The organism is Enterobacter sp. ku-bf2, from assembly GCF_001742765.1.
Lineage (GTDB): Bacteria > Pseudomonadota > Gammaproteobacteria > Enterobacterales > Enterobacteriaceae > Enterobacter > Enterobacter quasiroggenkampii.
This window is the reverse complement of record NZ_MDVW01000018.1, coordinates 1-25,976: the sequence shown is the minus strand read 5'-3', so window position 1 is coordinate 25,976 and position 25,976 is coordinate 1. Positions and strand designations below refer to the sequence as shown.

The following is a 25,976-nucleotide window of genomic DNA, read 5'->3' as shown; positions in this document are numbered from 1 at the left end:
GAGGGGAATATTCCCGCTACGCCACTTCTGCGATGTACGCTGTCGCGCGTCGACGGTAATTCTCATAAATCCCCATCGCTAACAGCGAGAAGAAGATTGGGCCGCCCACCATCCACAGCGCGCTGTTCCAGTCGTTCGCCTCAATCACCGGCTGAATAATGGTGAAGATGTTGGCAAACGCCACCACCAGCAGCACCACCGTGGTGGCCAGCAGCGTTGCCGCGCGGGTTTTGAAGATCACAAACGGACGTTCAAGATCCTGCTTCGCCTTAAAGAACGGGAACGCCAGGGTCAGGAACAGGTACGGCAGGGTCATCGACACGTTCGCCATCAGGGTCAGCTTGTTGTAAAACGCAGACGCCGTATCGCCGCCAAATGACACCAGCAGAATGAACGCACATACCAGCAGGCACTGCATCCACATCGCGTTAGCAGGCATCCCCGTCGTGTTGAGCTGGGTCATGCGCGCAGGCCACAGCGCCTTCGGCGTACCCTGAATAATCGCTTTCAGCGGCGAATAGATCAGCGTGAAGAATGCGCCGGTATAGGCGAGGAACATCGACAGACCGGTAATACGCGCAAACCAAATGCCCAGCGTTGCCGCCGCATCCGGCGTCAGGTTCATCGCCTGCCCCAGCGTCATCCCCAGGCTTTTCATCAGCACATAGGTGATGTTCCCGAGGTTGGTGGTGCTGTTGCTCAACACCTGTTGCCAGTTGGTGCTGACCCCCCAGAGGAAAATCGCCAGCGAATAGCCGATGGAAATCACGATGGCGGCAAAAATAATGCCTTTGGCAAAGTTTTTCTCCGGGTTCTCGGTCTTGTCGACCAGACCGCCAACGGCTTCAATGCCGCCGTAAGCGAAGATAGCAAACACCACGAAGGAGAGCATAGCCAGCCCGGACTGGTAACCTGGATTAGGCGATGAAACGAAGTTCACCTCCTGCGCAAAATGACCACCGTTCAGGCACAGGATAGCGATACTCACCAGCAGCAGCACCAGGTTCAGGCACATCACGGAAATACCGCCCACGGCAGTAATCCGGGCAATTTTATTGATGCCTTTAGACGCCACCAGCGTCACGACAACCATCCAGCATACCGCCAGAATCCCGACGACCTGCGTGGAGCTCAGCCCGGCTAACGACCAGACCTGGGTTTTATCGGCGCCGAAAACAAACGTCGAGAACGGCACCCAGACTTTAGCGGCCGTACTGACCATCCAGACGACGTAGGATGAGAACCACATAAACGTACCGATAAAGGCATAACGCGGGCCGACGCTGTTGTTCATCCATGAGTAAATCCCGCCCTCTTCTTTCCGGTAAGCCGAGCCCATCTCCGCCATCATCAGCGCAAACGGGATAAAGAAGAACAGAGCAGAAACGATATAAAACGGCGTCGCGCTATAGCCCATCAGATAGAACGCGGAGGGGCTGTTGGCAAAGCCAAACACTGAGGTAAATATCATCAGGATGAGCCCGGTGAGGGTCATCTTTTTGAGTGAGTGGGACATAGAACCATCCAAAGCGGAATTAAACTGCGCGGATGGTAGCAGAAGACCAGACTAATATTGTGGCTATAAGGGCCAAATTAAGAAAAAGACCCGTGTATTGATAATATGGCAGTTTTTAATGTGGCAGGGCCAAGTGACCGAGTAGGCCGGGTAAGCGACAGCGCCACCCGGCAATTCTTTAAGCGCGATCGACCGTAAAGGCAATCACATCGCCCAGCTGCTCGGCGCCCAGCGCCAGCATCACCAGACGGTCTACGCCCAGCGCCACGCCGGAGCAATCCGGCAGGCCCGCTTTTAACGCTTCCAGCAGGTTGGTATCGATCGGCTGCTGTGGCAGGCCGCGCGCGGCGCGCTTGCGGTTATCCTGCTCGAAACGCTGCGCCTGCTCGCGGGCGTCGGTCAGTTCGTGGAAGCCGTTCGCCAGCTCAATACCTTTGTAATAGACCTCAAAACGCTCAGCGACACGATGGTCTTCGGTACTGATCTGCGCCAGTGACGCCTGGCTTGCCGGGAAGTGATAGACAAACGTCGGACGGTCTTTGCCAATCTGCGGTTCCACGCCGAAGGTGAACAGCAGCTGCAGCAGCGTGTCGCGATCCTCTTCGGTATCCGCCACGTTGCTCAGATCCAGTTTTGCCGCCACTTCGCGCAGCTGGGTTTTGTCCGCCGACAGCGGATCGATTTCCAGATAGCGCAGGAAGGCCTGCTGATAAGAGAGCGTTTCAGCTTCAGAGCAGTCCAGGACCTGCTGCAGCAGATCGTCCACCTCATTCATCAGGCGGTACATATCATAATGCGGGCGGTACCACTCCAGCATAGTGAATTCCGGGTTGTGGTGACGCCCCATCTCTTCATTACGGAAACTGCGGCACAGCTGATAGACCGGACCACACCCCGCCGCCAGCAGGCGTTTCATGTGATATTCCGGGCTGGTCATCAGATACAAATTCATGCCCTGAGAGTGGCCGGGGCCAACAAAACGGGTTTCAAACGGGACCAGATGAATATCCGTTACCGTTGCCTGACTCATGCACGGGGTTTCCACCTCCAGGACGCCGCGGTCGGCAAAGAAACGGCGGATCTCCGTCATAATTGCAGCGCGTTTTAACAGATTAGGGATGGATGCGCTCGGCTCCCAGGTGGCCGTTTCGCTCATGAGTTGTTCTCCGATTTCAGACAAGGGCACGAAGTCTACTCGTTAGCAGGGACAGAGACAAATTTTGCGCAGTAAAAAAGCGCATTTCATTTAGGTGAACAATTGCGTGATGCAATTCATCAATCTCAATGATAAATCGCCGGACAGAACAGCAAAAAAATCGAACACGTCAAATTTCCCTGACATCTACACGGTTATACTGTTTTACCCATAAAGGAGCAGTGGAAACGCTTTCGCAATCGTCCTTTTGGACGGGTGAACTACCTTTAGTTTGTCGCGTTGCGAAATAACAAAAATCTGGAGGAATGTCGTGCAAACTTTTCAGGCCGATCTTGCCGTAATAGGCGCTGGCGGGGCTGGATTACGTGCTGCGATTGCTGCAGCGCAAGCTAATCCCAACGCTAAAATCGCATTGATTTCAAAAGTCTATCCAATGCGCAGCCACACGGTGGCCGCAGAAGGAGGGTCCGCCGCCGTTGCGCAGGATCATGACAGCTTTGAATACCATTTCCACGACACGGTTGCAGGGGGCGACTGGCTTTGTGAACAGGATGTCGTTGACTACTTTGTGCACCATTGTCCAACGGAGATGACCCAGCTTGAGCAGTGGGGTTGCCCGTGGAGCCGCCGTCCGGACGGCAGCGTCAACGTTCGCCGCTTCGGCGGCATGAAGATCGAACGCACCTGGTTCGCTGCCGATAAGACCGGCTTCCACATGCTGCACACCCTGTTCCAGACCTCCCTTCAGTTCCCACAAATTCAGCGCTTCGATGAGCATTTCGTCCTCGACATTCTGGTGGATGATGGACACGCGCGCGGCCTGGTGGCGATGAATATGATGGAAGGCACGCTCGTCCAGATCCGCGCCAATGCGGTGGTGATGGCGACGGGCGGTGCGGGCCGCGTTTATCGTTATAACACCAACGGCGGCATCGTTACCGGCGACGGTATGGGTATGGCGCTCAGCCACGGCGTGCCGCTGCGCGATATGGAATTCGTGCAGTATCACCCAACAGGTCTGCCAGGATCCGGCATTCTGATGACGGAAGGCTGCCGCGGTGAAGGCGGTATTCTGGTCAACAAAAACGGCTACCGCTACCTGCAGGATTACGGCATGGGTCCGGAAACCCCGCTCGGCGAGCCGAAGAACAAGTACATGGAGCTCGGCCCGCGCGACAAAGTCTCTCAGGCTTTCTGGCACGAGTGGCGCAAAGGCAACACTATTTCCACGCCGCGCGGCGATGTGGTCTATCTCGATCTGCGCCATCTGGGCGAGAAAAAACTGCTGGAACGTCTGCCGTTCATCTGCGAGCTGGCGAAAGCCTACGTCGGCGTCGATCCGGTGAAAGAGCCGATTCCGGTACGCCCAACGGCGCACTACACCATGGGCGGGATCGAAACCGATCAGCAGTGTGAAACCCGTATTAAGGGTCTGTTCGCCGTGGGTGAATGTTCCTCCGTGGGCCTGCACGGCGCCAACCGTCTCGGCTCAAACTCGCTGGCCGAGCTGGTCGTCTTTGGCCGCATGGCGGGCGAGCGCGCGATGGAGCGGGCGGCAACCGCAGGCGAAGCCAACGGTGCCGCGCTGGATGCACAGGTCGCCGACGTTGAAAAACGTCTGAAAGATCTGGTGAACCAGGAAGGTAACGAGAACTGGTCTAAGATCCGCGACGAGATGGGCCTGTCGATGGAAGAAGGCTGCGGTATCTACCGTACCCCTGAGCTGATGCAAAAAACCGTCGACAAGCTGGCGGAACTGCAGGAGCGCTTCAAGCGCGTGCGCATCACCGATACCTCCAGCGTTTTCAACACCGACCTGCTCTATACCATCGAACTGGGCCACGGCCTGAACGTGGCGGAATGTATGGCGCACTCTGCGCTGGCGCGTAAAGAGTCGCGTGGGGCGCATCAGCGTCTTGATGAAGGCTGTACCGAGCGTGACGACGTCAACTTCCTGAAACACACGCTCGCCTGGCGCGATGCGGATGGCACCACACGTCTGGACTACAGCGAAGTGAAAATCACCACGCTGCCACCGGCTAAACGCGTGTACGGTGCAGAAGCAGAAGCCGCCGAGAAGAAGGAGAAGGCGAATGGCTGAGATGCAAACACTCAAAGTTGAAGTGGTGCGCTACAACCCGGAAGTGGACGCCGCACCGCACAGTGCTTTCTATGAAGTCCCTTACGACGAGCAAACCTCCCTGCTGGACGCGCTCGGCTATATCAAAGACAACCTGGCGCCAGACCTGAGCTACCGCTGGTCCTGCCGCATGGCGATCTGCGGCTCCTGCGGCATGATGGTCAACAAGGTGCCGAAGCTGGCCTGTAAGACCTTCCTGCGTGACTATACCAAAGGCATCAAGGTCGAAGCCCTGGGCAACTTCCCGATTGAACGCGATCTGGTGGTCGATATGACCCACTTTATCGAAAGCCTGGAAGCCATTAAGCCCTACATCATCGGCAACCCGCGCACGCCGGATCAGGGGCCAAACACCCAGACCCCGGCTCAGATGGCGAAATACCATCAGTTCTCCGGCTGCATCAACTGCGGTCTTTGCTACGCTGCCTGTCCACAGTTTGGCCTGAACCCCGAGTTCATCGGCCCGGCCGCCATTACCCTGGCGCACCGCTATAACGAAGACAGCCGCGACCACGGTAAAAAAGAACGTATGGCGCAGCTTAACAGCCAGAACGGCGTCTGGACCTGTACCTTTGTGGGCTATTGCTCCGAAGTCTGTCCGAAGCACGTCGACCCGGCCGCCGCTATTCAGCAGGGTAAAGTGGAAAGCTCGAAAGACTTTCTTATCGCTACCCTGAAACCACGCTAAGGAGTGCATGATGACGACTAAACGCAAAGCCTATGTGCGGCCTGTGCCGTCCACCTGGTGGAAAAACCTGCCGTTTTATCGCTTCTACATGCTGCGTGAAGGCACGGCGGTACCGGCGGTCTGGTTCAGCCTTGAGCTGATGTACGGCGTTTTTGCCCTCAAGCATGGACCGGAAACCTGGGCCAGCTTCGTCGGTTTCCTGCAAAACCCGATCATAGTGATTCTGAACCTGATCGTGCTCGCGGCCGCGCTGCTGCATACCAAAACCTGGTTTGAACTGGCGCCAAAAGCGGCGAACATCATTGTAAAAGGCGAGAAAATGGGGCCAGAGCCGGTAATTAAGGGGCTCTGGGCGGTGACGATTCTGGTCACCGTGGTCATTCTGTTTGTCGCACTGTTCTGGTAAGGAGACTATTGTGATCAATCCAAATCCAAAACGTTCTGATGAGCCGGTCTTCTGGGGCCTCTTTGGCGCAGGCGGCATGTGGAGTGCCATCATTGCCCCCGTCATCATTCTGCTGGTCGGCATTATGCTGCCGCTGGGGCTGTTCCCGGGCGATGCGCTGAGCTACGAGCGCGTACTGGCGTTCGCGAGCAGCTTTATCGGCCGCGTGTTCATCTTCCTGATGATCGTCCTGCCGCTGTGGTGTGGCCTGCACCGTATTCACCATGCGATGCATGACCTGAAAATCCATGTACCGAGCGGGAAATGGGTATTCTACGGTCTGGCGACCATCCTGACCGTGGTGACGCTGATTGCGGTGGTCACCCTCTGACGCCTCTGGCCCGCCATCCGGCGGGCCTTTTATTTCTGCATCTTCCCCACCAGCCACTGGGCAAACTCACTCATTGCGGGCGTTTCTGCGCGTGACTGCAGCCTCGTGAGCCAGTAGCTGCCAAGGTCAATCTGCGTCGCAAAAGGTTGCACAATGCGCTCACTGTTCAGCAGGTGGGTAAACATATCGACAGGGGCAATCGCTATGCCCGCGCCTGCCTGCGCGGCTTCCAGCATGGTCACGGACGAATCAAACACCATCACCCGGTGCGTCGGTGAAGGCAGGTGTTCTCCCGCGGCCTGCATCCAGGCGGTCCACTCGTCGCGCCGGTAAGAACGCAGCAGGGTAAACTTCAGGATATCGGCAGGAGTATGCAACGCGGCAGCGATATCAGGCGTGCAAAGCGGTGCCAGCGGCGCAGAACAGAGAAATGTCGCTTCCGTGCCGTGCCACGCCCCTCCGCCATAGCGAATGGCGTAATCAAGCCCCTCGGCAGCCGGATCGACGCGATTGTTGTGCGTCGACAGCTGAAGATCGATATGCGGATAGCAGCGACGAAAGTCAGCGAGCTGCGAGAATAACATCCCCGTAGCAAAGGTACCCACCACGCCAATTTTCAGCTTCTCTTGAGCGCGCTGGCTGGCAAAGCGATCCAGCATTCCGGCAATTCGGTCGAACGAGTCATTCAGTACCGGCAGCAAATTCTCGCCTTCCGTGGTCAACATCAGCCCACGGGAAACGCGGACGAACAGCTGGCAATTCAGGTGCTGCTCCAGCGCCTTTACGTGCTGGCTAATCGCGGAATGGGTGACATTCAGCTCGATAGCGGCATGCGTAAAACTGAGGTGCCTGGCGGCGGCTTCAAACGCCCGCAGGGAATTAAGAGGAAGATAGCTGCGCGTCATGGTCTCGTCCGTTAGAAAAATTAACAGCTAATGCTAAATTTAACCGTTTGTCAGCCACAGTCAAATCTCACAGACTACAGCGGTCTGACGGGCCCGGACACTCCCTTGAACTGCTATTACGGAAGATAACTAATGATGAAAAAAACCCTAAGCTGTGCCCTGCTGCTCAGCGTTGCCAGCGCTGCATTCGCCGCACCGATGTCCGAAAAACAGCTGGCTGAGGTGGTGGAACGCACCGTTACGCCGCTGATGAACGCGCAGGCCATTCCGGGTATGGCGGTGGCGGTGATTTATCAGGGTCAGCCGCACTACTTTACCTTCGGTAAAGCTGATGTTGCAGCGAACAAACCCGTCACCCCGCAAACCTTGTTCGAGCTGGGTTCGATAAGTAAAACCTTCACCGGCGTATTGGGTGGTGATGCGATTGCGCGCGGTGAAATAACGCTGGGCGATCCGGTGACCAAATACTGGCCTGAGCTCACGGGCAAGCAGTGGCAGGGCATTCGCATGCTGGATCTGGCAACCTACACCGCAGGCGGTCTGCCGTTGCAGGTGCCGGATGAGGTCACGGATACCGCCTCCCTGCTGCGCTTTTATCAAAACTGGCAGCCAAAGTGGAAGCCGGGCACCACGCGTCTTTACGCTAACACCAGCATCGGTCTTTTTGGCGCGCTGGCGGTCAAACCCTCCGGCATGAGCTATGAGCAGGCCATGACGACGCGGGTCTTTAAGCCGCTCAAGCTGGACCATACCTGGATTAACGTCCCGAAAGCGGAAGAGGCGCATTACGCCTGGGGATACCGTGACGGTAAAGCGGTCCACGTTTCGCCAGGGATGCTGGACGCGGAAGCCTATGGCGTAAAAACCAACGTGCAGGATATGGCAAGCTGGGTGATGGTCAACATGATGCCGGACTCCCTTCAGGATTCCCCACTTAAGCACGGTATCGCCCTGGCACAGTCTCGCTACTGGCGCGTGGGAGCCATGTATCAAGGATTGGGCTGGGAAATGCTGAACTGGCCGGTCGACGCCCAAACGGTGGTCGGGGGCAGCGACAATAAGGTGGCGCTGGCGCCGTTGCCTGCAAGAGAAGTGAATCCACCGGCACCACCGGTTAAGGCCTCCTGGGTCCATAAAACGGGCTCTACCGGCGGATTTGGCAGCTACGTGGCATTTATTCCTGAAAAGCAGCTCGGCATTGTGATGCTGGCGAATAAAAGCTATCCGAACCCGGCACGCGTTGAGGCGGCATACCGTATCCTCGACGCGCTGCAGTAAAACATTGCCGGGTGGCAGCTTCGCCTTACCCGGCCTATAAAATCCACGGTGTGCGGCGAAATACCCCGCACACTCTTCCGCATTTTTCCTGCTGTCATCTACACTTAACAAAAAACAGTAAGGAAACTCCTATGCGCATTCTGCCTGTTATCGCCGCGGTGACAGCCGCGTTTTTAGTGGTTGCCTGCAGTTCTCCTACCCCACCGCCTGGCGTTACCGTCGTCACGCCTTTTGATGCACAACGCTTCCTTGGAACATGGTATGAAATCGCGCGCCTCGACCATCGGTTTGAGCAGGGCTTAGAGAAGGTCACTGCGAATTACAGTCCGATGGATGATGGCGGTATTCAGGTGATCAACCGGGGCTATAATCCCGATCGTGAGATGTGGCAGCAGTCGGTTGGGAAAGCGTACTTCACTGGCGACCCGCGGCGGGCCGCGCTCAAGGTCTCTTTCTTTGGCCCGTTTTATGGCGGCTATAACGTGATCGCGCTCGACAGAGAATACCGTCACGCGCTGGTCTGCGGGCCGGATCGCGACTACCTGTGGATACTCTCCCGCACGCCAACTCTTTCACCAGAAATGAAGCAGCAGATGCTGGACGTCGCGACCCGGCAAGGGTTTGATGTGTCAAAACTTATCTGGGTAAAACAGCCCCATTAGTGGGTGCTGAGCTTAAGCCCAACGATCCCGGCCACAATCAACGCGAGGCTGGCGATACGCGCCAGACTCGCTGACTCGCCAAGCAGCAGAATGCCGGTGATGGCAGCTCCCACCGCGCCAATACCCGTCCAGACGGCATAAGCCGTTCCCACAGGCAGAGAGCGCATCGCCCAGGATAACAGAACGATACTGACGATCATGGCGGTAACGGTAATGACGCTGGGCGTCAGGCGGGTAAATCCGTGGGTGTACTTGAGACCAATCGCCCATACCACTTCGAGCAGGCCAGCAATAAAAAGAATGATCCAGGACATGTCAGGCTCCTTAACTTAATGCAAGTTGGGGCCGTCCCCGGTGAAAGAAACGCTTACGGGTCGTCCCGTAAGGCAGAGATTACGCCCCCTATTGTGGTTAGCGTGCTATTTTTTTTCAATCATTTTTTGCTGAACACGTTAAGGCAAGAAATAGCCGCAGTATGGCGCGGAGTTCCCGCTTTTAGCACTCATCCGACTTCTCTATGATGATGTGCTTTCTGATGGCAGGAAGCCAAACCACTAGCCGACTGCGAATAAAATATGTTCAAAATTCTTTTGATTGACCGTTGTCACTTCACCCGCGCGGGGTTTGAAGCATGGCTCAATCATTCCGGTTTGTTCCCGGGACACTACGTTGTGACCGGGCTGAATAATCTGTTTCTTGCCAGAGAACACATTCTGCAATGGAAACCTGCGCTGGTCATCGCTGACCTGTACGGCTTCAGGCAGGATATTCACCACTTTCAGCAGCTCTCTTCTCTGCTTAACGCCAGTGAACGATTACCGTTTATTTTACTGCAGTCGGGAGAGGACAGCGGCATGACCGACTGGCTTGGGAAGTTCCCGGTGTGGTCGTCACTGTTGAAAAACGCCAGTCTCAAAGAAGTGGCGACGGTCATCAACGACGCATTACGCTCGCGCGCAGGCGCTGACAGACCAACGGCGGCGGCCCCCTTGCTGACCCGCCAGGAAGAGAAGGTGCTGACATTGTGGATGGACGGCGCAAGCAATCAAAAAATTGCCGCTCACCTGAGTATCAATGGAAAAACGGTTTATACCTATAAACGCAATATCCGCATGAAATTACATATGGATACGCGTTTTTCTCCGTTCTTATCCCTGCAGGAATCAGAAAGCTGACGGTACGAAACCCGGGTGGTCCCGTACCGTTTATTCGTTACTGCTGAGCTTTTGTTGCCGCACCAGAGATTGCGCTACCACCTTCAGAAATATCCTGACCGACGCCACGCGTGGTATTACAGGCCGTTAACACTGAAGAAAGTACCAGGACTGAAAAGATCGCTGCAATTGTCTTCTTAACCATAATATCTTCCTTTTATAGCCAAAGTTGTTTTGTGTATAGCAACTTAAGGATAGACAAAATCCCGCCGGTTGACGGAAAAGGACACATTTTTAGGAAAATTAGACGAACTTAGCTGGCGGCGTGAGAAATGATATGACCCAGATCCTGGATATCTTGTCCCATTCCACGCGTGGTGTTACAGCCGGAAAGTAATGCACTGGAGAGCGCTAACAGAAGCAGAATTTTAACGGTACGTTTCATCATCCCTGCCTGCAAAAATCAGGCGCAGCGGGCGCTGCGCCTTCAGTCATACGTAAATTACTTCACGCGGGACACGTATTCGCCGGAGCGAGTATCCACTTTGATCACTTCGCCAGTCTGTACGAACAGTGGCACTTTCACCACTGCGCCGGTAGACAGTTTGGCTGGCTTACCGCCGGTACCTGCGGTATCACCCTTCAGACCTGGATCGGTTTCAACGATTTCCAGTTCTACGAAGTTTGGTGGGGTCACCGCGATAGGCTGGCCGTTCCACAGGGTCACGATGCACTCAGCCTGATCCAGCAGCCATTTAGCGCTGTCACCTACCGCTTTCTCATCAGCAGAGAGCTGTTCGAAAGTGGAGTTGTTCATGAAATGCCAGAACTCACCATCGTTGTACAGATAGGTCAGGTTCATATCAACAACATCAGCGCCTTCAGCAGAGTCAGTAGACTTGAAGGTTTTCTCAACACGGGTACCGGTCAGCAGACGGCGCAGCTTAACGCGTGCGAATGCCTGGCCTTTACCTGGTTTAACGAATTCGCTGGCTTCAACCGCGTACGGTTCGCCGTCCATCATGATTTTAAGACCAGCACGAAAATCGTTGCTATAGTACGTTGCCATAAGGCCCTCTAAATTTGTTAACTGGTAGCTAAGCCACAAAATGGCGCATATTGTAACCCTAAACACCCCGTCCAGAGAAGATTGGTTATCGCAACTTGCCGATGTAATCACCAGTCCTGATGAATTGCTGCGTCTTTTAGACCTCGATCAGCACCCAGAGTTGCTTGCAGGCCGCGAGGCAAAGCGCCTTTTCGCCCTGCGCGTTCCCCGTGCGTTTGTGGCGCGGATGGAGAAAGGTAACCCCGACGATCCGTTATTAAAACAAACGCTTACTTCGCAGGATGAATTCATTACTGCACCGGGATACAGCACCGATCCGCTGGAAGAGCAGAACAGCGTGGTGCCGGGTTTACTGCATAAGTATCTCAACCGCGCCCTGCTGCTGGTCAAAGGCGGATGTGCGGTAAATTGTCGTTATTGCTTCCGCCGGCACTTCCCGTATGCCGAAAATCAGGGCAATAAACGCAACTGGCAGGTCGCCCTGGACTATATTGCCGCCCATCCGGAGCTGGATGAGATTATTTTTTCCGGCGGCGATCCACTGATGGCGAAAGATCATGAGCTGGACTGGCTGCTGACTCAGCTTGAAGCTATCCCGCACATTAAGCGCCTGCGCATTCATAGCCGCTTACCGATTGTCATTCCGGCACGGATCACCGACGACCTGGTGTCACGCCTGGAGCAGTCCCGCCTGCAGGTGCTGCTGGTGAATCATATTAACCACGCGAACGAAATTGACGATGCGTTTTGCGCGGCGATGGCGCGACTGCGTAAAGCGGGCGTGACGCTGCTGAATCAGAGCGTGCTGCTGCGCGGCGTGAATGACAGCGCCCGCGTGCTGGCCGATCTGAGCAATGCCCTGTTTGATGCGGGCGTGATGCCGTATTACCTGCACGTGCTGGATCGCGTTCAGGGCGCGGCGCATTTCATGGTGACGGATGAAGAAGCACGGCAGATCATGCGCGAACTGTTAACGCTGGTTTCAGGCTATATGGTGCCGAAGCTGGCACGTGAGATTGGCGGAGAGCCGAGCAAGACGCCGCTGGATTTGCAGCTGCGGCAGCACTAAAAAGGCAGGTGGCGCTACGCTTACCTGCCCTACAGGGCCGGGCGCAGCGCCATCAGTACATTACATCAGTTCGGGCACTTATAGACCTGGCCCGTCATCTGGCTGGCGGTCGGCACGAAGCTGGACAGCATACTCTGCGTTGGGCTGCTTACGCCGTAAATCACGTTGCCGCCCATTGCCGCAGCCTGATTACGCAGGGCATTCGCCGCACCGCGCATTGAGCCGCCTTCTTCGCCATGCTGCCCTGACATCCAGTTACTTTGCTCACCGGTTGCCGTGCCTAACAGCTGGCATTCAGTGCCAGGCTTATCTTCCACAAAGCGAACGCCCTGGCCCGCTGCCGACAGCTCATTGCTGGAGCTACACCCCGCCAGCAGCAGTGCTGCCCCTACAATCCCTGCACAGACTTTTACGCGCATGTTATTCCTCGTTTTCAATAAGCTGGACAGTAGTTGTCCGTGTGTAAATCTTATACCTAAAAGATGACCAAAAGAAAAACGTTGAGCAATTCTGCGGGCCTGATTCCAGTCATCCCTTCCCTGATATCCTAAATGAATTCTGATATTGGCCTTTGGGATATCGTGTTTTCTTCTCCGATCGTTTTTAGTGATGCGACGTACAACTTTTGTACGCAACGAAAAGGAGGTTACATGAGTGCATCATCCTCAGGAGAGGAAAGAGTGACGTGGGTGGGCTATCTGGCGTTTGGGCTGACCATCGTTTTTTTCTCCGGTTTTTTCGCAAAAAGCACTGACTGGTGGCGCGTGCTGGACTTTACCGTCTTAAACGGCAGCTTTGGCCCGGTTAACGGCGCCCTGACGTTTCGCGGAACGGGCGGAACGGGGGCGAAAGACGGTTTCCTGTTTGCCCTTGAGCTGGCTCCCTCGGTCATCTTATCGCTCGGTATTATTGCCGTCACCGAAGGTCTGGGCGGGCTGCGTGCCGCGCAGCAGCTTATGACACCTGTTTTACGTCCGCTGCTTGGTGTGCCGGGCGTTTGCTCCCTGGCGCTGATTGCCAACCTGCAAAACACCGATGCGGCGGCAGGGATGACCAAAGAGTTAACCGATGAAGGCGCGATTACGGACCAGGAGCGCGCTATTTTCGCCACCTTCCAGACCAGCGGTAGCGCCATCATTACTAACTATTTTTCTTCCGGTGCCGCGCTCTTCACCTTCATTACCGTCCCGGTAATTACGCCGCTGGCCGTCATTCTGGTGTTTAAGTTTGTTGGCGCGAACGTCCTGCGCCTGTGGATCGCCCACATGGAAAATCGTCTTCAGGAGGAAGAACATGATCGCCCAGCCGCGTAAAAATATCATGGATATGTTTATTGATGGCGCCCGCCGCGGCTTTACCATCGCCACCACCAGCCTGTTGCCGAACGTCGTCATGGCGTTTGTCATCATTCAGGCGTTCAAGGTCACCGGCCTGCTGGATATTGTCGGCAAACTATGTGAGCCGATTATGGCGCTGTGGGGCCTTCCGGGCGCGGCGGCAACGGTTCTTCTGGCCTCGGTGATGAGTATGGGGGGCGGCGTGGGTGTCTGCGCCAGCCTGGTCGCCGCCGGCACGCTCAACGGCCACGATGCCACCATCCTGCTGCCGGCCATCTATCTGATGGGCAATCCGGTGCAAAACACCGGTCGCTGCCTGGGGACCGCCGGCGTGAACCCAAAATATTATCCGCATATTATTACTCTTTGCGTCATTAATGCCCTGATCTCGATGTGGGTGATGCAGCTACTCTTCTGAGGAGATAAAAATGGATTTTTCAGTGCTGACCCCCCACCTTTTCCGCAACGCGCATCTCTTCGCTCCGGAGGATAAAGGACGTTGCGATCTGCTGATCGCTGCGGGGAAAATCGTGGCGATCGAAAAAGCGAACCAGGGAACAACGAGGCCAGACTGCCCGGAAACCGATCTCGCCGGGGCGGTGGTTTGCCCGGGGTTTATCGACCAGCATGTGCATTTGATCGGGGGCGGCGGTGAGGCAGGCCCTCACACCCGCACGCCAGAGGTTCGCCTGTCTGCACTCGTGGCCGCAGGCATCACCTCCGTTGTGGGCCTGCTCGGCACCGACGGCGTAACCCGTCATCCTGAATCGCTGCTGGCAAAAACGCGGGCGCTCGAACACGAAGGGATCAGCGCATGGATGCTGACGGGCGCGTACGGGCTGCCTTCACCGACAATCACCGGCAGTGTCGAAAAAGACGTGGCGCTGATTGACAAAATTATCGGCGTGAAATGCGCAATCTCTGACCATCGTTCTTCCGCGCCAGCAGACCACCAGCTCGCCAGTATGGCTGCCCAGTCCCGCGTAGGTGGGCTGTTGGGTGCCAAAGCGGGCATATCCGTGTTTCACCTCGGCAACAGCCCAAAGCTGCTGGAGCCGCTATTAAGCATCCTGCATAACGCCGACGTTCCCCGCGTAAAACTGCTGCCAACCCACGTTAACCGCGCCCAGGCGCTGTTCCATGCCGCGCTGAACTATGCCCGCGAAGGCGGCTTTATCGACATCACGACCAGCATCAGCGAACCGATTGACGCCGCCAGCGCCATCGTGATGGCCCGCGAGGCGCAGGTGCCGTTTAACCGGCTTACGCTCAGTTCTGACGGTAACGGCAGCCAGCCGAAATTTGACGAGAGCGGCAATCTGGTGGGTATAGGCGTGGCGGGGTTCGAATCCCTGCTCGAAACTCTGCAACAGCTGGTCAACCGACATCAGTTGCCGCTGGAAGAGGCGCTTCTTCCGTTTACGCAAAACGTGGCGGCGTTTCTCGGTCTGGAACATAAGGGCAGGATCGCGCCCGGATGCGATGCCGATTTCCTGGTGCTGACGGATGACCTGCAGATCCGCGACGTCTGGGCCAAAGGCCGCCAGATGGTGCGTGAAGGTGCCGTGTGCGTCAAAGGGACTTTCGAATAGCACGCAATAAAAAACCCCGGGCATTTCTGCCCGGGGTTCGTTCTGAGAGGTTCAGAACAACATGATTACATCATGCCGCCCATTCCGCCCATGCCACCCATACCAGCAGCACCTAAGTCAGGCGCATCGCCTTTTGGCAGGTCGGTCACCATGCACTCAGTGGTGATCATCAGACCAGCAACAGAGGCCGCGTACTGCAGAGCAGAACGGGTCACTTTAGTTGGGTCCAGGATACCGAAGTCGATCATGTTGCCGTATTCTTCGGTTGCAGCGTTGTAACCGTAGTTACCTTCGCCCGCTTTAACCTTGTTCGCCACTACAGATGGCTCTTCACCGGCGTTAGACACGATCTGACGCAGAGGGGCTTCCATTGCGCGCAGCGCAACTTTGATACCCACGTTCTGGTCTTCGTTCTGAGCAGTCAGGCCAGCCAGTTTAGCGGCAACGCGCACCAGCGCAACGCCACCACCTGCAACCACGCCTTCTTCTACCGCAGCACGGGTCGCGTGCAGGGCATCGTCAACGCGAGCTTTTTTCTCTTTCATTTCAACTTCGGTCGCAGCACCGACTTTGATTACCGCAACGCCGCCTGCCAGTTTCGCTACGCGCTCCTGCAGTTTTTCACGGTCGTAATCGGAAGTCGCTTCTTCGATCTGCTTACGGATCTGAGCAACACGGCCCTGAATAGCGGCTTCTTCACCCACGCCATCGATGATGGTGGTGGTGTCTTTGTTGATCACAACGCGTTTCGCCTGACCCAGGTCTTCCAGAGTCGCTTTTTCCAGCTCCATACCGATCTCTTCGGAGATGACGGTACCGCCAGTCAGGGTAGCGATATCCTGCAGCATCGCTTTACGGCGATCGCCGAAGCCAGGTGCTTTAACCGCAGCCACTTTCACAATGCCGCGCATGGTGTTAACCACCAGGGTCGCCAGCGCTTCGCCTTCAACGTCTTCAGCGATGATAACCAGCGGTTTGCCTGCTTTCGCAACGGCTTCCAGCACTGGCAGCATTTCGCGGATGTTGGAGATTTTCTTGTCAGCCAGCAGGATGAACGGGCTTTCCAGCTCAACAGCGCCAGTCTCTGGCTTGTTGATGAAGTATGGGGACAGGTAACCGCGGTCGAACTGCATACCTTCAACCACGTCCAGTTCATCTTCCAGACCGGTACCGTCTTCAACGGTGATCACGCCTTCTTTACCGACTTTATCCATCGCTTCCGCGATCAGTTTACCCACGGTTTCGTCGGAGTTAGCGGAGATGGTACCTACCTGAGCAATGGCTTTAGAGTCAGAGCACGGTACGGACAGCGCTTTCAGTTCTTCAACAGCGGAGGCGACAGCTTTGTCGATACCACGTTTCAGATCCATTGGGTTCATGCCCGCCGCAACGGCTTTCAGACCTTCGGTGATGATCGCCTGCGCCAGAACGGTCGCGGTGGTGGTACCGTCGCCTGCAGCGTCGTTCGCTTTAGAGGCAACTTCTTTCACCATCTGCGCGCCCATGTTTTCGAACTTGTCTTCCAGCTCGATTTCACGTGCTACAGAAACACCATCTTTGGTGATGGTTGGCGCGCCGAAGGATTTATCCAGCACTACGTTACGGCCTTTCGGGCCCAGGGTCACTTTAACTGCATCTGCCAGTACGTTTACGCCGCGGAGCATTTTTACACGAGCGTCGTTACCGAATTTTACGTCTTTAGCTGCCATGTTCTTATTTCCTCAAATTCTCGTGCGTAAATTACGCTTCAACAATTGCCAGAATGTCGCTCTCGGACATGATCAACACTTCTTCATTGTCGATCTTCTCGGATTTCACGCCGTAGCCATCGTTGAAAATTACGATGTCACCAACTTTAACGTCCAGCGGCTGCACAGTTCCGTTTTCCAGGATGCGGCCCTTACCGACAGCGATGATTTCGCCACGCGTTGATTTGGCTGCTGCAGAACCGGTCAGAACGATGCCGCCAGCAGACTTGGTTTCAACTTCTTTACGTTTGACGATCACACGATCATGTAACGGACGAATACTCATTGATAGCTCTCCTTTGAGAAAGTCATTATCAGTTATGGATGACGCCGGCCCGCATGCGGTTTTCCGACTAGTGCCCTGAGAGATGGGGATAGCTTTTTACCCCTTCAAGGGGGAGTTGAAAAAAAAATTTGCGAAAGTGTTACCATCGCCTCTCTTTTGGTATTGGCAGGGCGATGTCAATGAGTGGACTCAAGCAGGAGTTGGGGCTGGCGCAGGGTGTTGGCCTGCTCTCAACCTCCTTGTTAGGTACGGGCGTGTTTGCCGTACCCGCACTGGCGGCGCTGGTGGCAGGAAATAACAGCCTGTGGGCGTGGCCGGTGTTGATTGTACTGGTTTTCCCGATAGCCATTGTGTTTGCCATCCTGGGGCGGCATTTTCCCAGCGCGGGCGGCGTGGCGCACTTTGTCGGCCTGGCCTTTGGCGCACGGCTGGAGCGAGTGACCGGCTGGCTGTTTCTCTCCGTCATTCCGGTTGGCCTCCCGGCGGCGCTGCATATTGCGACAGGTTTTGGGCAGGCGCTGTTTGGCTGGCATCATGAGCAGCTGTTGCTGGCCGAGCTGGGGACGCTGGCTATCGTCTGGTGGGTGGGCTCACGCGGCGCCAGCTCCAGCGCCAACCTGCAGACGCTGGTTGCAGTGCTGATTGTCGCGCTTGTGGCCGCTATCTGGTGGGCGGGCGATATCACCGTAAAGGAAATTCCCTTCCCGGCGGTAACAGATATCGACCACGCGCAGCTTTTTGCCGCGCTCTCCGTCATGTTCTGGTGTTTTGTCGGTCTGGAAGCCTTTGCCCATCTGGCGTCGGAATTTAAGCAACCTGAACGTGATTTCCCCCGCGCGCTGATGATCGGCCTGCTGCTGGCGGGTACGGTCTACTGGGCGTGTACCGTGCTGGTGTTGCACTTCCACGCGTTCGGCGCGGATCTCGCCGCCGCGGCATCGCTGCCGGATATCGTAGTTGAACTGTTTGGTGTGAAGGCGCTGTGGATCGCCTGCGTCATCGGCTATCTGGCCTGTTTTGCCAGCCTCAACATTTATATCCAGAGCTTTGCCCGTCTGGTGTGGTCGCAGGCGCTGGATAAACCTGATAACCGCCTCGCGCGCCTGTCTAAACGCCAGCTGCCGCTGAATGCCCTGAATGCCGTACTGGGCTGCTGCGTGCTGAGTACGCTGTGTATTTACGCCCTGAAGATCAATCTGGATACGCTGCTCGTCTACGCCAACGGCATTTTTATTATGATCTACCTGCTGTGTATGCTGGCGGGCTGCCGTTTGCTGAAAGGTCGTTATAAAGCACTGGCGGTTGTTGGGGGGCTGCTGTGCCTGCTGCTGCTGGCGATGGTGGGATGGAAGAGCATGTATGCCATCGTCATGCTGGCGGTGTTGTGGCTGGCGCTTTAGTAGGCCCGGTAAGCGAAGCGCCACCGGGCAACAAAATCACCGATCGTCTTTGTGATCCAGACGGTCGTGCTGTTCATCCTTACGCTGATATTCCCCTTCAAACGTGTCGCCTGGCCCGGTGCTGAACCCACCGCCGGGCATACGGCTAAAGCGCAGATGCGGCAGCAGCTTCATGGTGAGGTGTTTTTGCACCGGCGGCAGAAGCAGCAGAAGGCCGAGGAAGTCGGTGAAGAACCCTGGCAGAATCAGCAGCAGCCCCGCAATAATCAACGACACGCTTTTGATCATCTCTTCCGCCGGGCTTTCGCCTGCGGCCATCTTCTGCTGCATTATCAGGAAATTTTTGAAACCCTGATTACGCACCAGCGACATGCCGATGACGGAGGTGAAAATCACCAGAATCAACGTCAGCAGGACGCCCAGCACATGGGCAACCTGGATGAAAATGGAAATCTCAATGTAAACATAGAGAAAGAAAGCAATAAACGGTATCCAGCGCACTGGCATCTCCTGTGTGGCAGAGGCCATCGGGCCCCTGTCTGAATGTTTTCGCGACGCGCGTTTGTATGAGATGGTGACGGTTAGCGAAAATTCAATCAGTTTGCACGGATATTTTTTTTGGAAATATTAAAGCGGTGACCCATTTCACAGATTAATAATTATCATGGAATCGGCTCGATAATAAGTGATCCAGCTTACGGCAATTCGCTATCATCAGCATATGATCTCGAGCATCTGGCTGATTGAGGGAATAATCGTCGGCCAGAAAATATTCAAAACCACATAAATACTGTGTGTTTAGTACAATCCATCGGCAGCTTGAAAAGAAGGTTCACATGTTAAACAACATTCGTATCGAAGAAGACTTGTTGGGTACCAGGGAAGTTCCAGCGGATGCCTACTACGGTGTCCACACTCTGAGAGCGATTGAAAACTTCTACATCAGCAACAGCAAAATCAGCGACATCCCTGAGTTTGTTCGTGGCATGGTGATGGTGAAGAAAGCCGCAGCCCTGGCCAACAAAGAGCTGCAAACCATTCCTAAAAGCGCGGCAAATGCGATTATCGCGGCCTGCGATGAAGTGCTGAACAACGGCAAATGCATGGATCAGTTCCCGGTTGACGTCTATCAGGGCGGCGCGGGCACTTCCGTCAACATGAATACTAACGAAGTACTGGCAAACATTGGCCTGGAGCTGATGGGTCACCAGAAAGGTGAATACCAGTACCTGAACCCGAACGACCACGTCAACAAATGCCAGTCCACCAACGACGCCTACCCAACCGGCTTCCGTATTGCGGTGTATGCCTCCGTGGTGAAACTGGTGGATGCGATCAACCAGCTGGGCGATGGCTTCCAGCGTAAAGCGGTTGAGTTCCAGGACATTCTGAAAATGGGTCGTACCCAACTGCAGGATGCGGTGCCGATGACCCTCGGTCAGGAATTCCACGCGTTTAACGTACTGCTGAACGAAGAGACCAAAAACCTGCTGCGTACCTCCGAGCTGCTGCTGGAAGTGAACCTGGGCGCCACCGCCATCGGTACGCGTCTGAACACCCCGGATGGCTATCAGCAACTGGCGGTACAGAAGCTGGCTGAAGTGTCCAACCTGCCGGTTGTGCCTGCAGAAGACCTGATTGAAGCGACCTCCGACTGCGGCGCCTACGTCATGGTACACAGCGCGCTGAAACGTCTGGCGGTGAAACTGTCCAAAATCTGTAATGACCTGCGCCTGCTCTCTTCCGGTCCGCGCGCTGGCCTGAACGAAATCAACCTGCCAGAACTGCAGGCGGGTTCATCCATCATGCCGGCCAAAGTGAACCCGGTCGTGCCAGAAGTGGTGAATCAGGTTTGCTTTAAAGTCATCGGTAACGATACGACCGTGACCATGGCCTCTGAAGCGGGCCAGCTGCAGCTGAACGTGATGGAGCCGGTAATTGGCCAGGCGATGTTTGAATCTATCCACATTCTGACCAACGCTTGCTACAACCTGCTGGAAAAATGCATTAACGGCATCACGGCGAATAAAGAAGTTTGTGAAGGTTATGTCTATAACTCCATCGGGATCGTCACCTACCTCAACCCGTTCATCGGCCACCACAACGGCGACATCGTCGGTAAGATTTGTGCCGAAACCGGTAAGAGCGTGCGTGAAGTGGTGCTGGAGCGCGGGCTGTTGACCGAAGCCGAGCTGGACGATATCTTCTCGGCCCAAAACCTGATGCACCCGGCATATAAAGCGAAACGATATACCGATGAAAGCGAACAGTAACCGTTCAGGCTAGGCTTCTTAAGGCACGTCACTTGTGACGTGCCTTTTTTCTTTTTAGGCGTTACCAAAATACAACAATTCAATATCAACTTGTTAATAAGCAAGGCAGGTCCTTATGTTTGGAGCAGAACTCGTCATCGTCTTGTTGGCGATTTATTTGGGAGCACGACTCGGGGGTATCGGCATCGGTTTTGCCGGCGGTCTTGGAGTGCTCGTTCTTACCCTTATCTTTCAGATTAAACCCGGCGCTATCCCGTTCGATGTTATCGAAATCATCATGGCTGTTATTGCCGCTATTGCCGCCATGCAGGTGGCAGGCGGTATGGACTACCTGGTAAGCCTGGCGGAACGCATGCTACGCCGCCACCCTAAATACATTACCTTCCTTGCTCCGCTGGTGACCTGGTTTATGACCATTCTCGCCGGTACTGGCCACACCGCTTTCTCCACGTTACCGGTGATTACCGAAGTGGCGAAAGAACAGGGTATCCGTCCGTCGCGTCCGCTCTCTATTGCCGTCGTCGCGTCCCAGATCGCCATTACCGCCTCGCCGATTTCCGCGGCGGTGGTCTTCTTCGCCGGTATCCTGGAGCCGATGGGCGTGAGCTACCTGACGCTGCTGGCGATCTGTATCCCGGTGACGCTGATTGCGGTGATGATTACCGCTGTGCTGTGCAACTTCCTCGGCGCTGAACTGAAAGACGACCCGGTTTATCAGGAGCGTCTGGCAAAAGGTGAAGTGAGCCTGCGCGGCAGCCAGGTCTTCGAACTGAAGCCACATGCAAAACGCTCCGTGCTGCTGTTCCTGATTGGTATCGTCGCCGTTATGTTCTATGCGACCGCCATCAGCGATACCGTGGGCCTGATCCAGAACCCGGTCCTGCCGCGTAACGAAGCGATTGTGGTGTTCATGCTGACCATCGCAACGCTGATTAGCATCACCTGTAAAATTGATACCAGCGAAGTGCTGAACGCCAGCACTTTCAAATCCGGTATGAGCGCCTGCGTGTGCGTGCTGGGCGTGGCGTGGCTCGGTGATACCTTCGTGAAAGCGCACATTAGCGACATTCAGACCGTAGCAGGCGACCTGCTGCATAACTACCCATGGCTGCTGGCGGTCGTGCTGTTCTTTGCGGCTACCCTGCTTTACTCTCAGGCAGCGACCACCAAAGCGCTGATGCCTGCGGCTCTGATGCTGGGCGTCACCCCGTTAACCGCTATCGCCTCGTTTGCTGCTGTTTCTGCCCTGTTCGTGCTGCCTACCTACCCAACCTTGCTGGCGGCCGTTGAGATGGACGACACCGGCTCAACCCGTATCGGTAAGTATGTGTTTAACCATGCGTTCCTGATCCCGGGCGTGGTCGCCATTTCACTCTGCGTGATCCTCGGCTTTATCATCGGTGGCGTGGTGCTGTAAACCGTTCCCGGTTGTAAAAATAGTTAAAATCGGGCCGCTCTGCGGCCCGTTTCATTAATGACCAACCGCCTTGCGTGATATAGTGAAACCTTTCGTGATGAGGAGGTCGACTTGTGAACACGCCTGATGCCGTTGTCGTACTGTGTACCGCCCCTGATGAAGCCTCTGCCCAGGATCTCGCCGCCAAAGTGCTGGCCGAAAAACTGGCAGCCTGCGTCACGCTCCTCCCCAGCGCGACCTCTCTTTACTATTGGGAAGGTAAGCTGGAGCAAGAGTACGAAGTCCAGATGTTGCTCAAAACCAATCTGGCGAATCAGCAGGCACTCCTGGACTGCCTCAAATCTCATCATCCTTACCAAACCCCGGAGCTGCTGGTCCTGCCAGTGGTTCATGGCGATAACGACTATCTCTCATGGCTCAACGCTTCCTTACGCTGATCCTGCTGCTGTGCAGCACATCAGTATTTGCCGGGTTGTTTGACGCGCCCGGCCGTTCGAACTTCATTCCTGCCGATCGGGCGTTTGTTTTCGATTTTCAGCAAAACCAGCATGTCCTTACGCTTAACTGGCAGGTGAAAGAGGGCTATTACCTCTATCGCAAGCAGGTAAGCATTACGCCTGCTCAGGCCAGCGTGGGCGCTTTACAGATGCCCTCTGGCGAGTGGCATGAAGATGAGTTTTACGGCAAAAGCGAAATCTATCGCCAGCACCTGAGCGTGCCTGTTACGGTGAATCAGGCGGATAAAGGTGCGACCCTGACGGTGACCTATCAGGGGTGCGCGGATGCCGGATTCTGCTATCCGCCTGAAACAAAGGTAGTTCCGCTTAGTGAAGTGAAAGCCTCTGCCACGGTTCCCCCTCTTCCTTCAGGCGAGAAGCGTGAAGCTCCCACTGACCTTCCGTTCTCCGCGCTGTGGGCCTTGCTGATCGGTATCGGCATTGCCTTTACGCCGTGCGTGCTGCCGATGTATCCACTCATCTCTGGGATTGTGCTGGGCGGCAAACAGCGCCTTTCCACCGCCCGCGCGCTGCTGCTGGCCTTTATTTACGTGCAGGGTATGGCGCTGACCTACACGGCACTCGGCCTTGTGGTCGCCGCTGCCGGGTTGCAGTTCCAGGCCGCACTTCAGCACCCTTATGTGCTGATTGGCCTGTCGGCGATATTTATCCTGCTGGCACTGTCGATGTTTGGCCTGTTCACGCTGCAGTTACCGTCAGCTCTGCAAACCCGCTTAACGCTGATGAGTAATCGCCAGCAGGGTGGTTCGGCAGGCGGCGTGTTTATGATGGGGGCCATCGCCGGACTGATTTGCTCCCCTTGCACCACCGCACCGCTGAGCGCCATCCTGCTCTATATTGCCCAGAGCGGCAATCTGTGGCTTGGCGGCGGTACGCTGTACCTTTACGCGCTGGGCATGGGCCTGCCGCTGATTCTGGTTACGGTTTTCGGCAATCGACTTCTGCCGAAGAGCGGCCCGTGGATGGAGACGGTGAAAACCGCGTTTGGTTTTGTCATTCTGGCGCTGCCGGTGTTCCTGCTGGAACGTATTACGGGTGACGTGTGGGGCACTCGCCTGTGGGCGATGCTCGGCGTAGCGTTCTTCTCCTGGGCGTTTATCGTCAGTCTGGGGGCGAAAAAAGCGTGGATGCGCCTGGTGCAAATCCTCCTGCTCGCCGCCGCGCTGGTGAGCGTACGTCCTCTTCAGGACTGGGCGTTCGGCTCGCCGGTCGGCCAGACGCAGGCGCATTTAAACTTCATCCAGATTCAGAACGTTGATGAGCTCAACAGCGCGCTCGCACAGGCAAAAGGCAAGCCGGTGATGCTCGATCTCTATGCCGACTGGTGCGTCGCCTGCAAAGAGTTTGAAAAATACACCTTTAGCGATCCTCAGGTACAAAACACCCTGAAAGAGACTGTTCTGCTCCAGGCGAACGTAACCGCCAATAATGCGCAGGATAAGGCTCTGCTGAAGCAGCTTAACGTGCTTGGGCTGCCAACCATCCTGTTCTTCAATCAACAGGGACAGGAGCAGCCAGAACAGCGTGTAACCGGCTTTATGGATGCCGCGGCATTCAGCGCGCATTTGCGCAATCGCCAACCGTAAACAACACTGTAAACGTAACACACCGTTGGGAATAGCGGAGGAGACAACCGTGCAACGCGAAGACGTACTGGGACAAGCCCTGCAATTACTTGAGATTTATGGGATCGCCAGCACCACGCTTGAGATGGTAGCCGACCGTATCGATTACCCCCTGGATGATCTTAAGCGCTTCTGGCCGGATAAAGAGGCGCTCGTTTATGATGCTCTACGCTATCTCAGCCAGCAGGTTGATATCTGGCGCAGGCAGCTGATGCTGAATGAAGAGCTGACTGCGGAACAAAAGCTGCTGGCGCGCTATACCGCCCTGACGGAATGTGTCAGCAACAATCGCTATCCGGGTTGCCTGTTTATTGCGGCCTGTACGTTCTATCCCGATCCCGACCATCCTGTCCACCAGTTGGCGGATCAGCAAAAACGGGCAGCGCATGACTTCACTCACGAGCTGCTGACCCGTCTTGAAGTGGATGACCCGGCAATGGTGGCGAAACAGATGGAGCTGGTGCTGGAGGGCTGCCTGAGCCGCATGCTGGTGAACCGTAGCCAGGCCGACGTAGATACGGCGCACCGACTGGCGGAAGATATTCTGCGCTTTGCTCAGTGCCGTATGGGTGGGGCATTGACGTAAGCGAGCCTGTTAAATTTGCCCTATTCGACGCGTAAACCATCAGATTGCCGCAAAGTTAAGCAATTGAACAGCTTTTCCCGAAATAATGTTGACGATAAGGCGCGATTGCGGTTTAATGCGCTCCGTTGCCCGGATAGCTCAGTCGGTAGAGCAGGGGATTGAAAATCCCCGTGTCCTTGGTTCGATTCCGAGTCCGGGCACCACTATTTAAAGAACCCAGCCTATGGCTGGGTTTTTGCTTTTCTGCGTTTATAAATCCCTTCTTTAGTATTCTTGCTTCTTTTTACCGTGGGATCGTGCGGTCTGCCATGCCCGGTGGCGCTGCGCTTACCGGGCCTACAAAACCATCCGGCATGATTTCTGACGCACAAAGCAAAAAACCCCGTACCTTACGGTACGGGGTTCTTCTTAATTGATGCCTGGCAGTTCCCTACTCTCACATGGGGAGACCCCACACTACCATCGGCGCTACGGCGTTTCACTTCTGAGTTCGGCATGGGGTCAGGTGGGACCACCGCGCTAAAGCCGCCAGGCAAATTCTGTTAATCTGTATCAAGGCTGAATTTTGATTGTTCGTCTCTTCGCCAAAACATCTTCGGCGTTGTAAGGTTAAGCCTCACGGTTCATTAGTATCGGTTAGCTCAACGCATCGCTGCGCTTACACACCCGACCTATCAACGTCGTCGTCTTCAACGTTCCTTCAGGAGACTTAAAGTCTCAGGGAGAACTCATCTCGGGGCAAGTTTCGTGCTTAGATGCTTTCAGCACTTATCTTTTCCGC

Annotated in this window: 28 protein-coding genes, 1 tRNA gene and 2 rRNA genes; 18 read left to right on the top strand and 13 right to left on the bottom strand. The window is 55.5% G+C overall.

What is annotated here, in order from left to right:
• Nucleotides 1-16 precede the first annotated feature (16 nt).
• The gene (yjeM, locus tag BFG58_RS15145) at nt 17-1,516 is read right to left on the bottom strand and encodes a glutamate/gamma-aminobutyrate family transporter YjeM (protein ID WP_045909544.1); all 1,500 of its coding nucleotides are present in this window, start codon (nt 1,514-1,516) and stop codon (nt 17-19) included.
• 178 nt (nt 1,517-1,694) lie between these two features.
• Complete coding sequence (gene epmA / locus BFG58_RS15140; RefSeq protein WP_069720056.1) at nt 1,695-2,672, bottom strand: elongation factor P--(R)-beta-lysine ligase; 978 nt, start codon at nt 2,670-2,672, stop codon at nt 1,695-1,697.
• A 310-nt stretch (nt 2,673-2,982) separates the two neighbouring features.
• Between epmA and frdA the strand changes: the two genes are divergently transcribed.
• From frdA to frdD, 4 genes are read left to right on the top strand one after another with little or no spacing between them, the layout of a single operon-like run.
• A complete protein-coding gene (frdA, locus tag BFG58_RS15135) occupies nt 2,983-4,773 on the top strand; it encodes a fumarate reductase (quinol) flavoprotein subunit (RefSeq protein WP_069720055.1) in 1,791 nt (596 codons plus the stop codon).
• Entirely contained in the window at nt 4,766-5,500 is a 735-nt protein-coding gene (locus BFG58_RS15130) for a succinate dehydrogenase/fumarate reductase iron-sulfur subunit (protein ID WP_045909547.1), read from the top strand. Before frdA ends, BFG58_RS15130 begins: the two co-directional genes overlap by 8 nt.
• Nucleotides 5,501-5,510: 10 nt before the next feature.
• The gene (gene frdC / locus BFG58_RS15125) at nt 5,511-5,906 is read left to right on the top strand and encodes a fumarate reductase subunit FrdC (RefSeq protein ID WP_008502933.1); all 396 of its coding nucleotides are present in this window, start codon (nt 5,511-5,513) and stop codon (nt 5,904-5,906) included.
• Nucleotides 5,907-5,916: 10 nt separating this feature from the next.
• Nucleotides 5,917-6,276 carry a fumarate reductase subunit FrdD gene (frdD, locus tag BFG58_RS15120; protein ID WP_032662398.1) on the top strand — a complete coding sequence of 120 codons (360 nt, stop codon included), beginning with the start codon at nt 5,917-5,919 and terminating at the stop codon, nt 6,274-6,276.
• A 29-nt stretch (nt 6,277-6,305) separates the two neighbouring features.
• On the opposite strand, the gene ampR is transcribed toward frdD, so the two are convergent.
• Nucleotides 6,306-7,181, bottom strand: coding sequence for a LysR family transcriptional regulator AmpR (ampR, locus tag BFG58_RS15115; RefSeq protein ID WP_069720054.1), 876 nt, complete (start codon nt 7,179-7,181; stop codon nt 6,306-6,308).
• A gap of 132 nt (nt 7,182-7,313) precedes the next feature.
• Between ampR and BFG58_RS15110 the strand changes: the two genes are divergently transcribed.
• Nucleotides 7,314-8,459, top strand: coding sequence for a cephalosporin-hydrolyzing class C beta-lactamase ACT-111 (locus tag BFG58_RS15110; RefSeq protein ID WP_069720053.1), 1,146 nt, complete (start codon nt 7,314-7,316; stop codon nt 8,457-8,459).
• Nucleotides 8,460-8,590: 131 nt separating this feature from the next.
• Nucleotides 8,591-9,121: a lipocalin family protein gene (locus tag BFG58_RS15105; protein WP_045909551.1), complete on the top strand. Its 531-nt coding sequence runs from the start codon at nt 8,591-8,593 to the stop codon at nt 9,119-9,121.
• Here BFG58_RS15105 and sugE read toward each other — a convergent pair.
• Complete coding sequence (sugE, locus tag BFG58_RS15100) at nt 9,118-9,435, bottom strand: quaternary ammonium compound efflux SMR transporter SugE (protein ID WP_008502938.1); 318 nt, start codon at nt 9,433-9,435, stop codon at nt 9,118-9,120. The genes BFG58_RS15105 and sugE overlap by 4 nt on opposite strands.
• Before the next feature lie 261 nt (nt 9,436-9,696).
• Here sugE and BFG58_RS15095 point away from each other — a divergent pair, with 261 nt between their 5' ends.
• On the top strand, nt 9,697-10,296 hold the full coding sequence (locus tag BFG58_RS15095) for a LuxR family transcriptional regulator (RefSeq protein WP_048027839.1): 600 nt from the start codon (nt 9,697-9,699) through the stop codon (nt 10,294-10,296).
• 37 nt (nt 10,297-10,333) lie between these two features.
• On the opposite strand, the gene ecnB is transcribed toward BFG58_RS15095, so the two are convergent.
• The 3 genes from ecnB to efp form a co-directional block, all read right to left on the bottom strand.
• Nucleotides 10,334-10,480 carry a lipoprotein toxin entericidin B gene (gene ecnB / locus BFG58_RS15090; protein WP_003025482.1) on the bottom strand — a complete coding sequence of 49 codons (147 nt, stop codon included), beginning with the start codon at nt 10,478-10,480 and terminating at the stop codon, nt 10,334-10,336.
• A gap of 108 nt (nt 10,481-10,588) precedes the next feature.
• A complete protein-coding gene (locus BFG58_RS15085; RefSeq protein ID WP_024907352.1) occupies nt 10,589-10,720 on the bottom strand; it encodes an entericidin A/B family lipoprotein in 132 nt (43 codons plus the stop codon).
• Nucleotides 10,721-10,777: 57 nt separating this feature from the next.
• A complete protein-coding gene (efp, locus tag BFG58_RS15080) occupies nt 10,778-11,344 on the bottom strand; it encodes an elongation factor P (RefSeq protein ID WP_008502940.1) in 567 nt (188 codons plus the stop codon).
• Nucleotides 11,345-11,384: 40 nt separating this feature from the next.
• Between efp and epmB the strand changes: the two genes are divergently transcribed.
• Nucleotides 11,385-12,413, top strand: a complete 1,029-nt coding sequence (gene epmB / locus BFG58_RS15075) for an EF-P beta-lysylation protein EpmB (RefSeq protein WP_049122278.1) — start codon at nt 11,385-11,387, stop codon at nt 12,411-12,413.
• Nucleotides 12,414-12,478: 65 nt separating this feature from the next.
• Here the strand turns inward: epmB and BFG58_RS15070 are convergent, their stop codons facing one another.
• Nucleotides 12,479-12,832 (bottom strand): DUF4156 domain-containing protein, encoded by a 354-nt coding sequence (locus BFG58_RS15070; protein ID WP_045909554.1) that lies wholly within the window; start codon nt 12,830-12,832, stop codon nt 12,479-12,481.
• A gap of 231 nt (nt 12,833-13,063) precedes the next feature.
• Here BFG58_RS15070 and BFG58_RS15065 point away from each other — a divergent pair, with 231 nt between their 5' ends.
• Genes BFG58_RS15065 through iadA form a run of 3 tightly spaced genes read left to right on the top strand, consistent with a single transcriptional unit; the run spans nt 13,064 to nt 15,342 of the window.
• Entirely contained in the window at nt 13,064-13,726 is a 663-nt protein-coding gene (locus BFG58_RS15065) for a nucleoside recognition domain-containing protein (RefSeq protein ID WP_069720052.1), read from the top strand.
• Complete coding sequence (locus tag BFG58_RS15060; RefSeq protein WP_069720051.1) at nt 13,707-14,168, top strand: YjiG family protein; 462 nt, start codon at nt 13,707-13,709, stop codon at nt 14,166-14,168. The genes BFG58_RS15065 and BFG58_RS15060 overlap by 20 nt, the downstream gene beginning before the upstream one ends.
• Before the next feature lie 10 nt (nt 14,169-14,178).
• On the top strand, nt 14,179-15,342 hold the full coding sequence (gene iadA, locus BFG58_RS15055) for a beta-aspartyl-peptidase (RefSeq protein ID WP_069720050.1): 1,164 nt from the start codon (nt 14,179-14,181) through the stop codon (nt 15,340-15,342).
• A gap of 65 nt (nt 15,343-15,407) precedes the next feature.
• Here the strand turns inward: iadA and groL are convergent, their stop codons facing one another.
• Together groL and BFG58_RS15045 are read right to left on the bottom strand one after the other, a co-directional pair.
• Entirely contained in the window at nt 15,408-17,051 is a 1,644-nt protein-coding gene (gene groL / locus BFG58_RS15050; protein WP_047748209.1) for a chaperonin GroEL, read from the bottom strand.
• 31 nt (nt 17,052-17,082) lie between these two features.
• The gene (locus BFG58_RS15045; protein WP_003855929.1) at nt 17,083-17,376 is read right to left on the bottom strand and encodes a co-chaperone GroES; all 294 of its coding nucleotides are present in this window, start codon (nt 17,374-17,376) and stop codon (nt 17,083-17,085) included.
• A gap of 179 nt (nt 17,377-17,555) precedes the next feature.
• On the opposite strand from BFG58_RS15045, the gene yjeH reads away from it, so the two are divergent.
• Nucleotides 17,556-18,776 (top strand): L-methionine/branched-chain amino acid transporter, encoded by a 1,221-nt coding sequence (gene yjeH / locus BFG58_RS15040; RefSeq protein WP_069720049.1) that lies wholly within the window; start codon nt 17,556-17,558, stop codon nt 18,774-18,776.
• A 36-nt stretch (nt 18,777-18,812) separates the two neighbouring features.
• Here the strand turns inward: yjeH and BFG58_RS15035 are convergent, their stop codons facing one another.
• Nucleotides 18,813-19,277: an FxsA family protein gene (locus BFG58_RS15035; protein ID WP_023616652.1), complete on the bottom strand. Its 465-nt coding sequence runs from the start codon at nt 19,275-19,277 to the stop codon at nt 18,813-18,815.
• Nucleotides 19,278-19,612: 335 nt separating this feature from the next.
• On the opposite strand from BFG58_RS15035, the gene aspA reads away from it, so the two are divergent.
• The 6 genes from aspA to BFG58_RS15005 all read left to right on the top strand — a co-directional run bounded on the left by aspA (nt 19,613) and on the right by BFG58_RS15005 (nt 25,398).
• On the top strand, nt 19,613-21,049 hold the full coding sequence (aspA, locus tag BFG58_RS15030; RefSeq protein WP_003855923.1) for an aspartate ammonia-lyase: 1,437 nt from the start codon (nt 19,613-19,615) through the stop codon (nt 21,047-21,049).
• A gap of 115 nt (nt 21,050-21,164) precedes the next feature.
• Nucleotides 21,165-22,466 carry an anaerobic C4-dicarboxylate transporter gene (locus BFG58_RS15025; protein ID WP_024907357.1) on the top strand — a complete coding sequence of 434 codons (1,302 nt, stop codon included), beginning with the start codon at nt 21,165-21,167 and terminating at the stop codon, nt 22,464-22,466.
• Between the two features lie 113 nt (nt 22,467-22,579).
• Nucleotides 22,580-22,903, top strand: a complete 324-nt coding sequence (cutA, locus tag BFG58_RS15020) for a divalent cation tolerance protein CutA (protein ID WP_069720048.1) — start codon at nt 22,580-22,582, stop codon at nt 22,901-22,903.
• On the top strand, nt 22,879-24,570 hold the full coding sequence (locus tag BFG58_RS15015; protein ID WP_069720047.1) for a protein-disulfide reductase DsbD: 1,692 nt from the start codon (nt 22,879-22,881) through the stop codon (nt 24,568-24,570). The genes cutA and BFG58_RS15015 overlap by 25 nt, the downstream gene beginning before the upstream one ends.
• A gap of 49 nt (nt 24,571-24,619) precedes the next feature.
• Nucleotides 24,620-25,195, top strand: coding sequence for a transcriptional regulator (locus tag BFG58_RS15010; RefSeq protein WP_021240733.1), 576 nt, complete (start codon nt 24,620-24,622; stop codon nt 25,193-25,195).
• 127 nt (nt 25,196-25,322) lie between these two features.
• Nucleotides 25,323-25,398: transfer RNA gene (locus tag BFG58_RS15005), tRNA-Phe, on the top strand.
• 214 nt (nt 25,399-25,612) lie between these two features.
• Here BFG58_RS15005 and rrf read toward each other — a convergent pair.
• Nucleotides 25,613-25,728 (bottom strand): 5S ribosomal RNA (gene rrf, locus BFG58_RS15000).
• 72 nt (nt 25,729-25,800) lie between these two features.
• Nucleotides 25,801-25,976, bottom strand: a 23S ribosomal RNA gene (locus tag BFG58_RS14995); the annotation flags it as partial.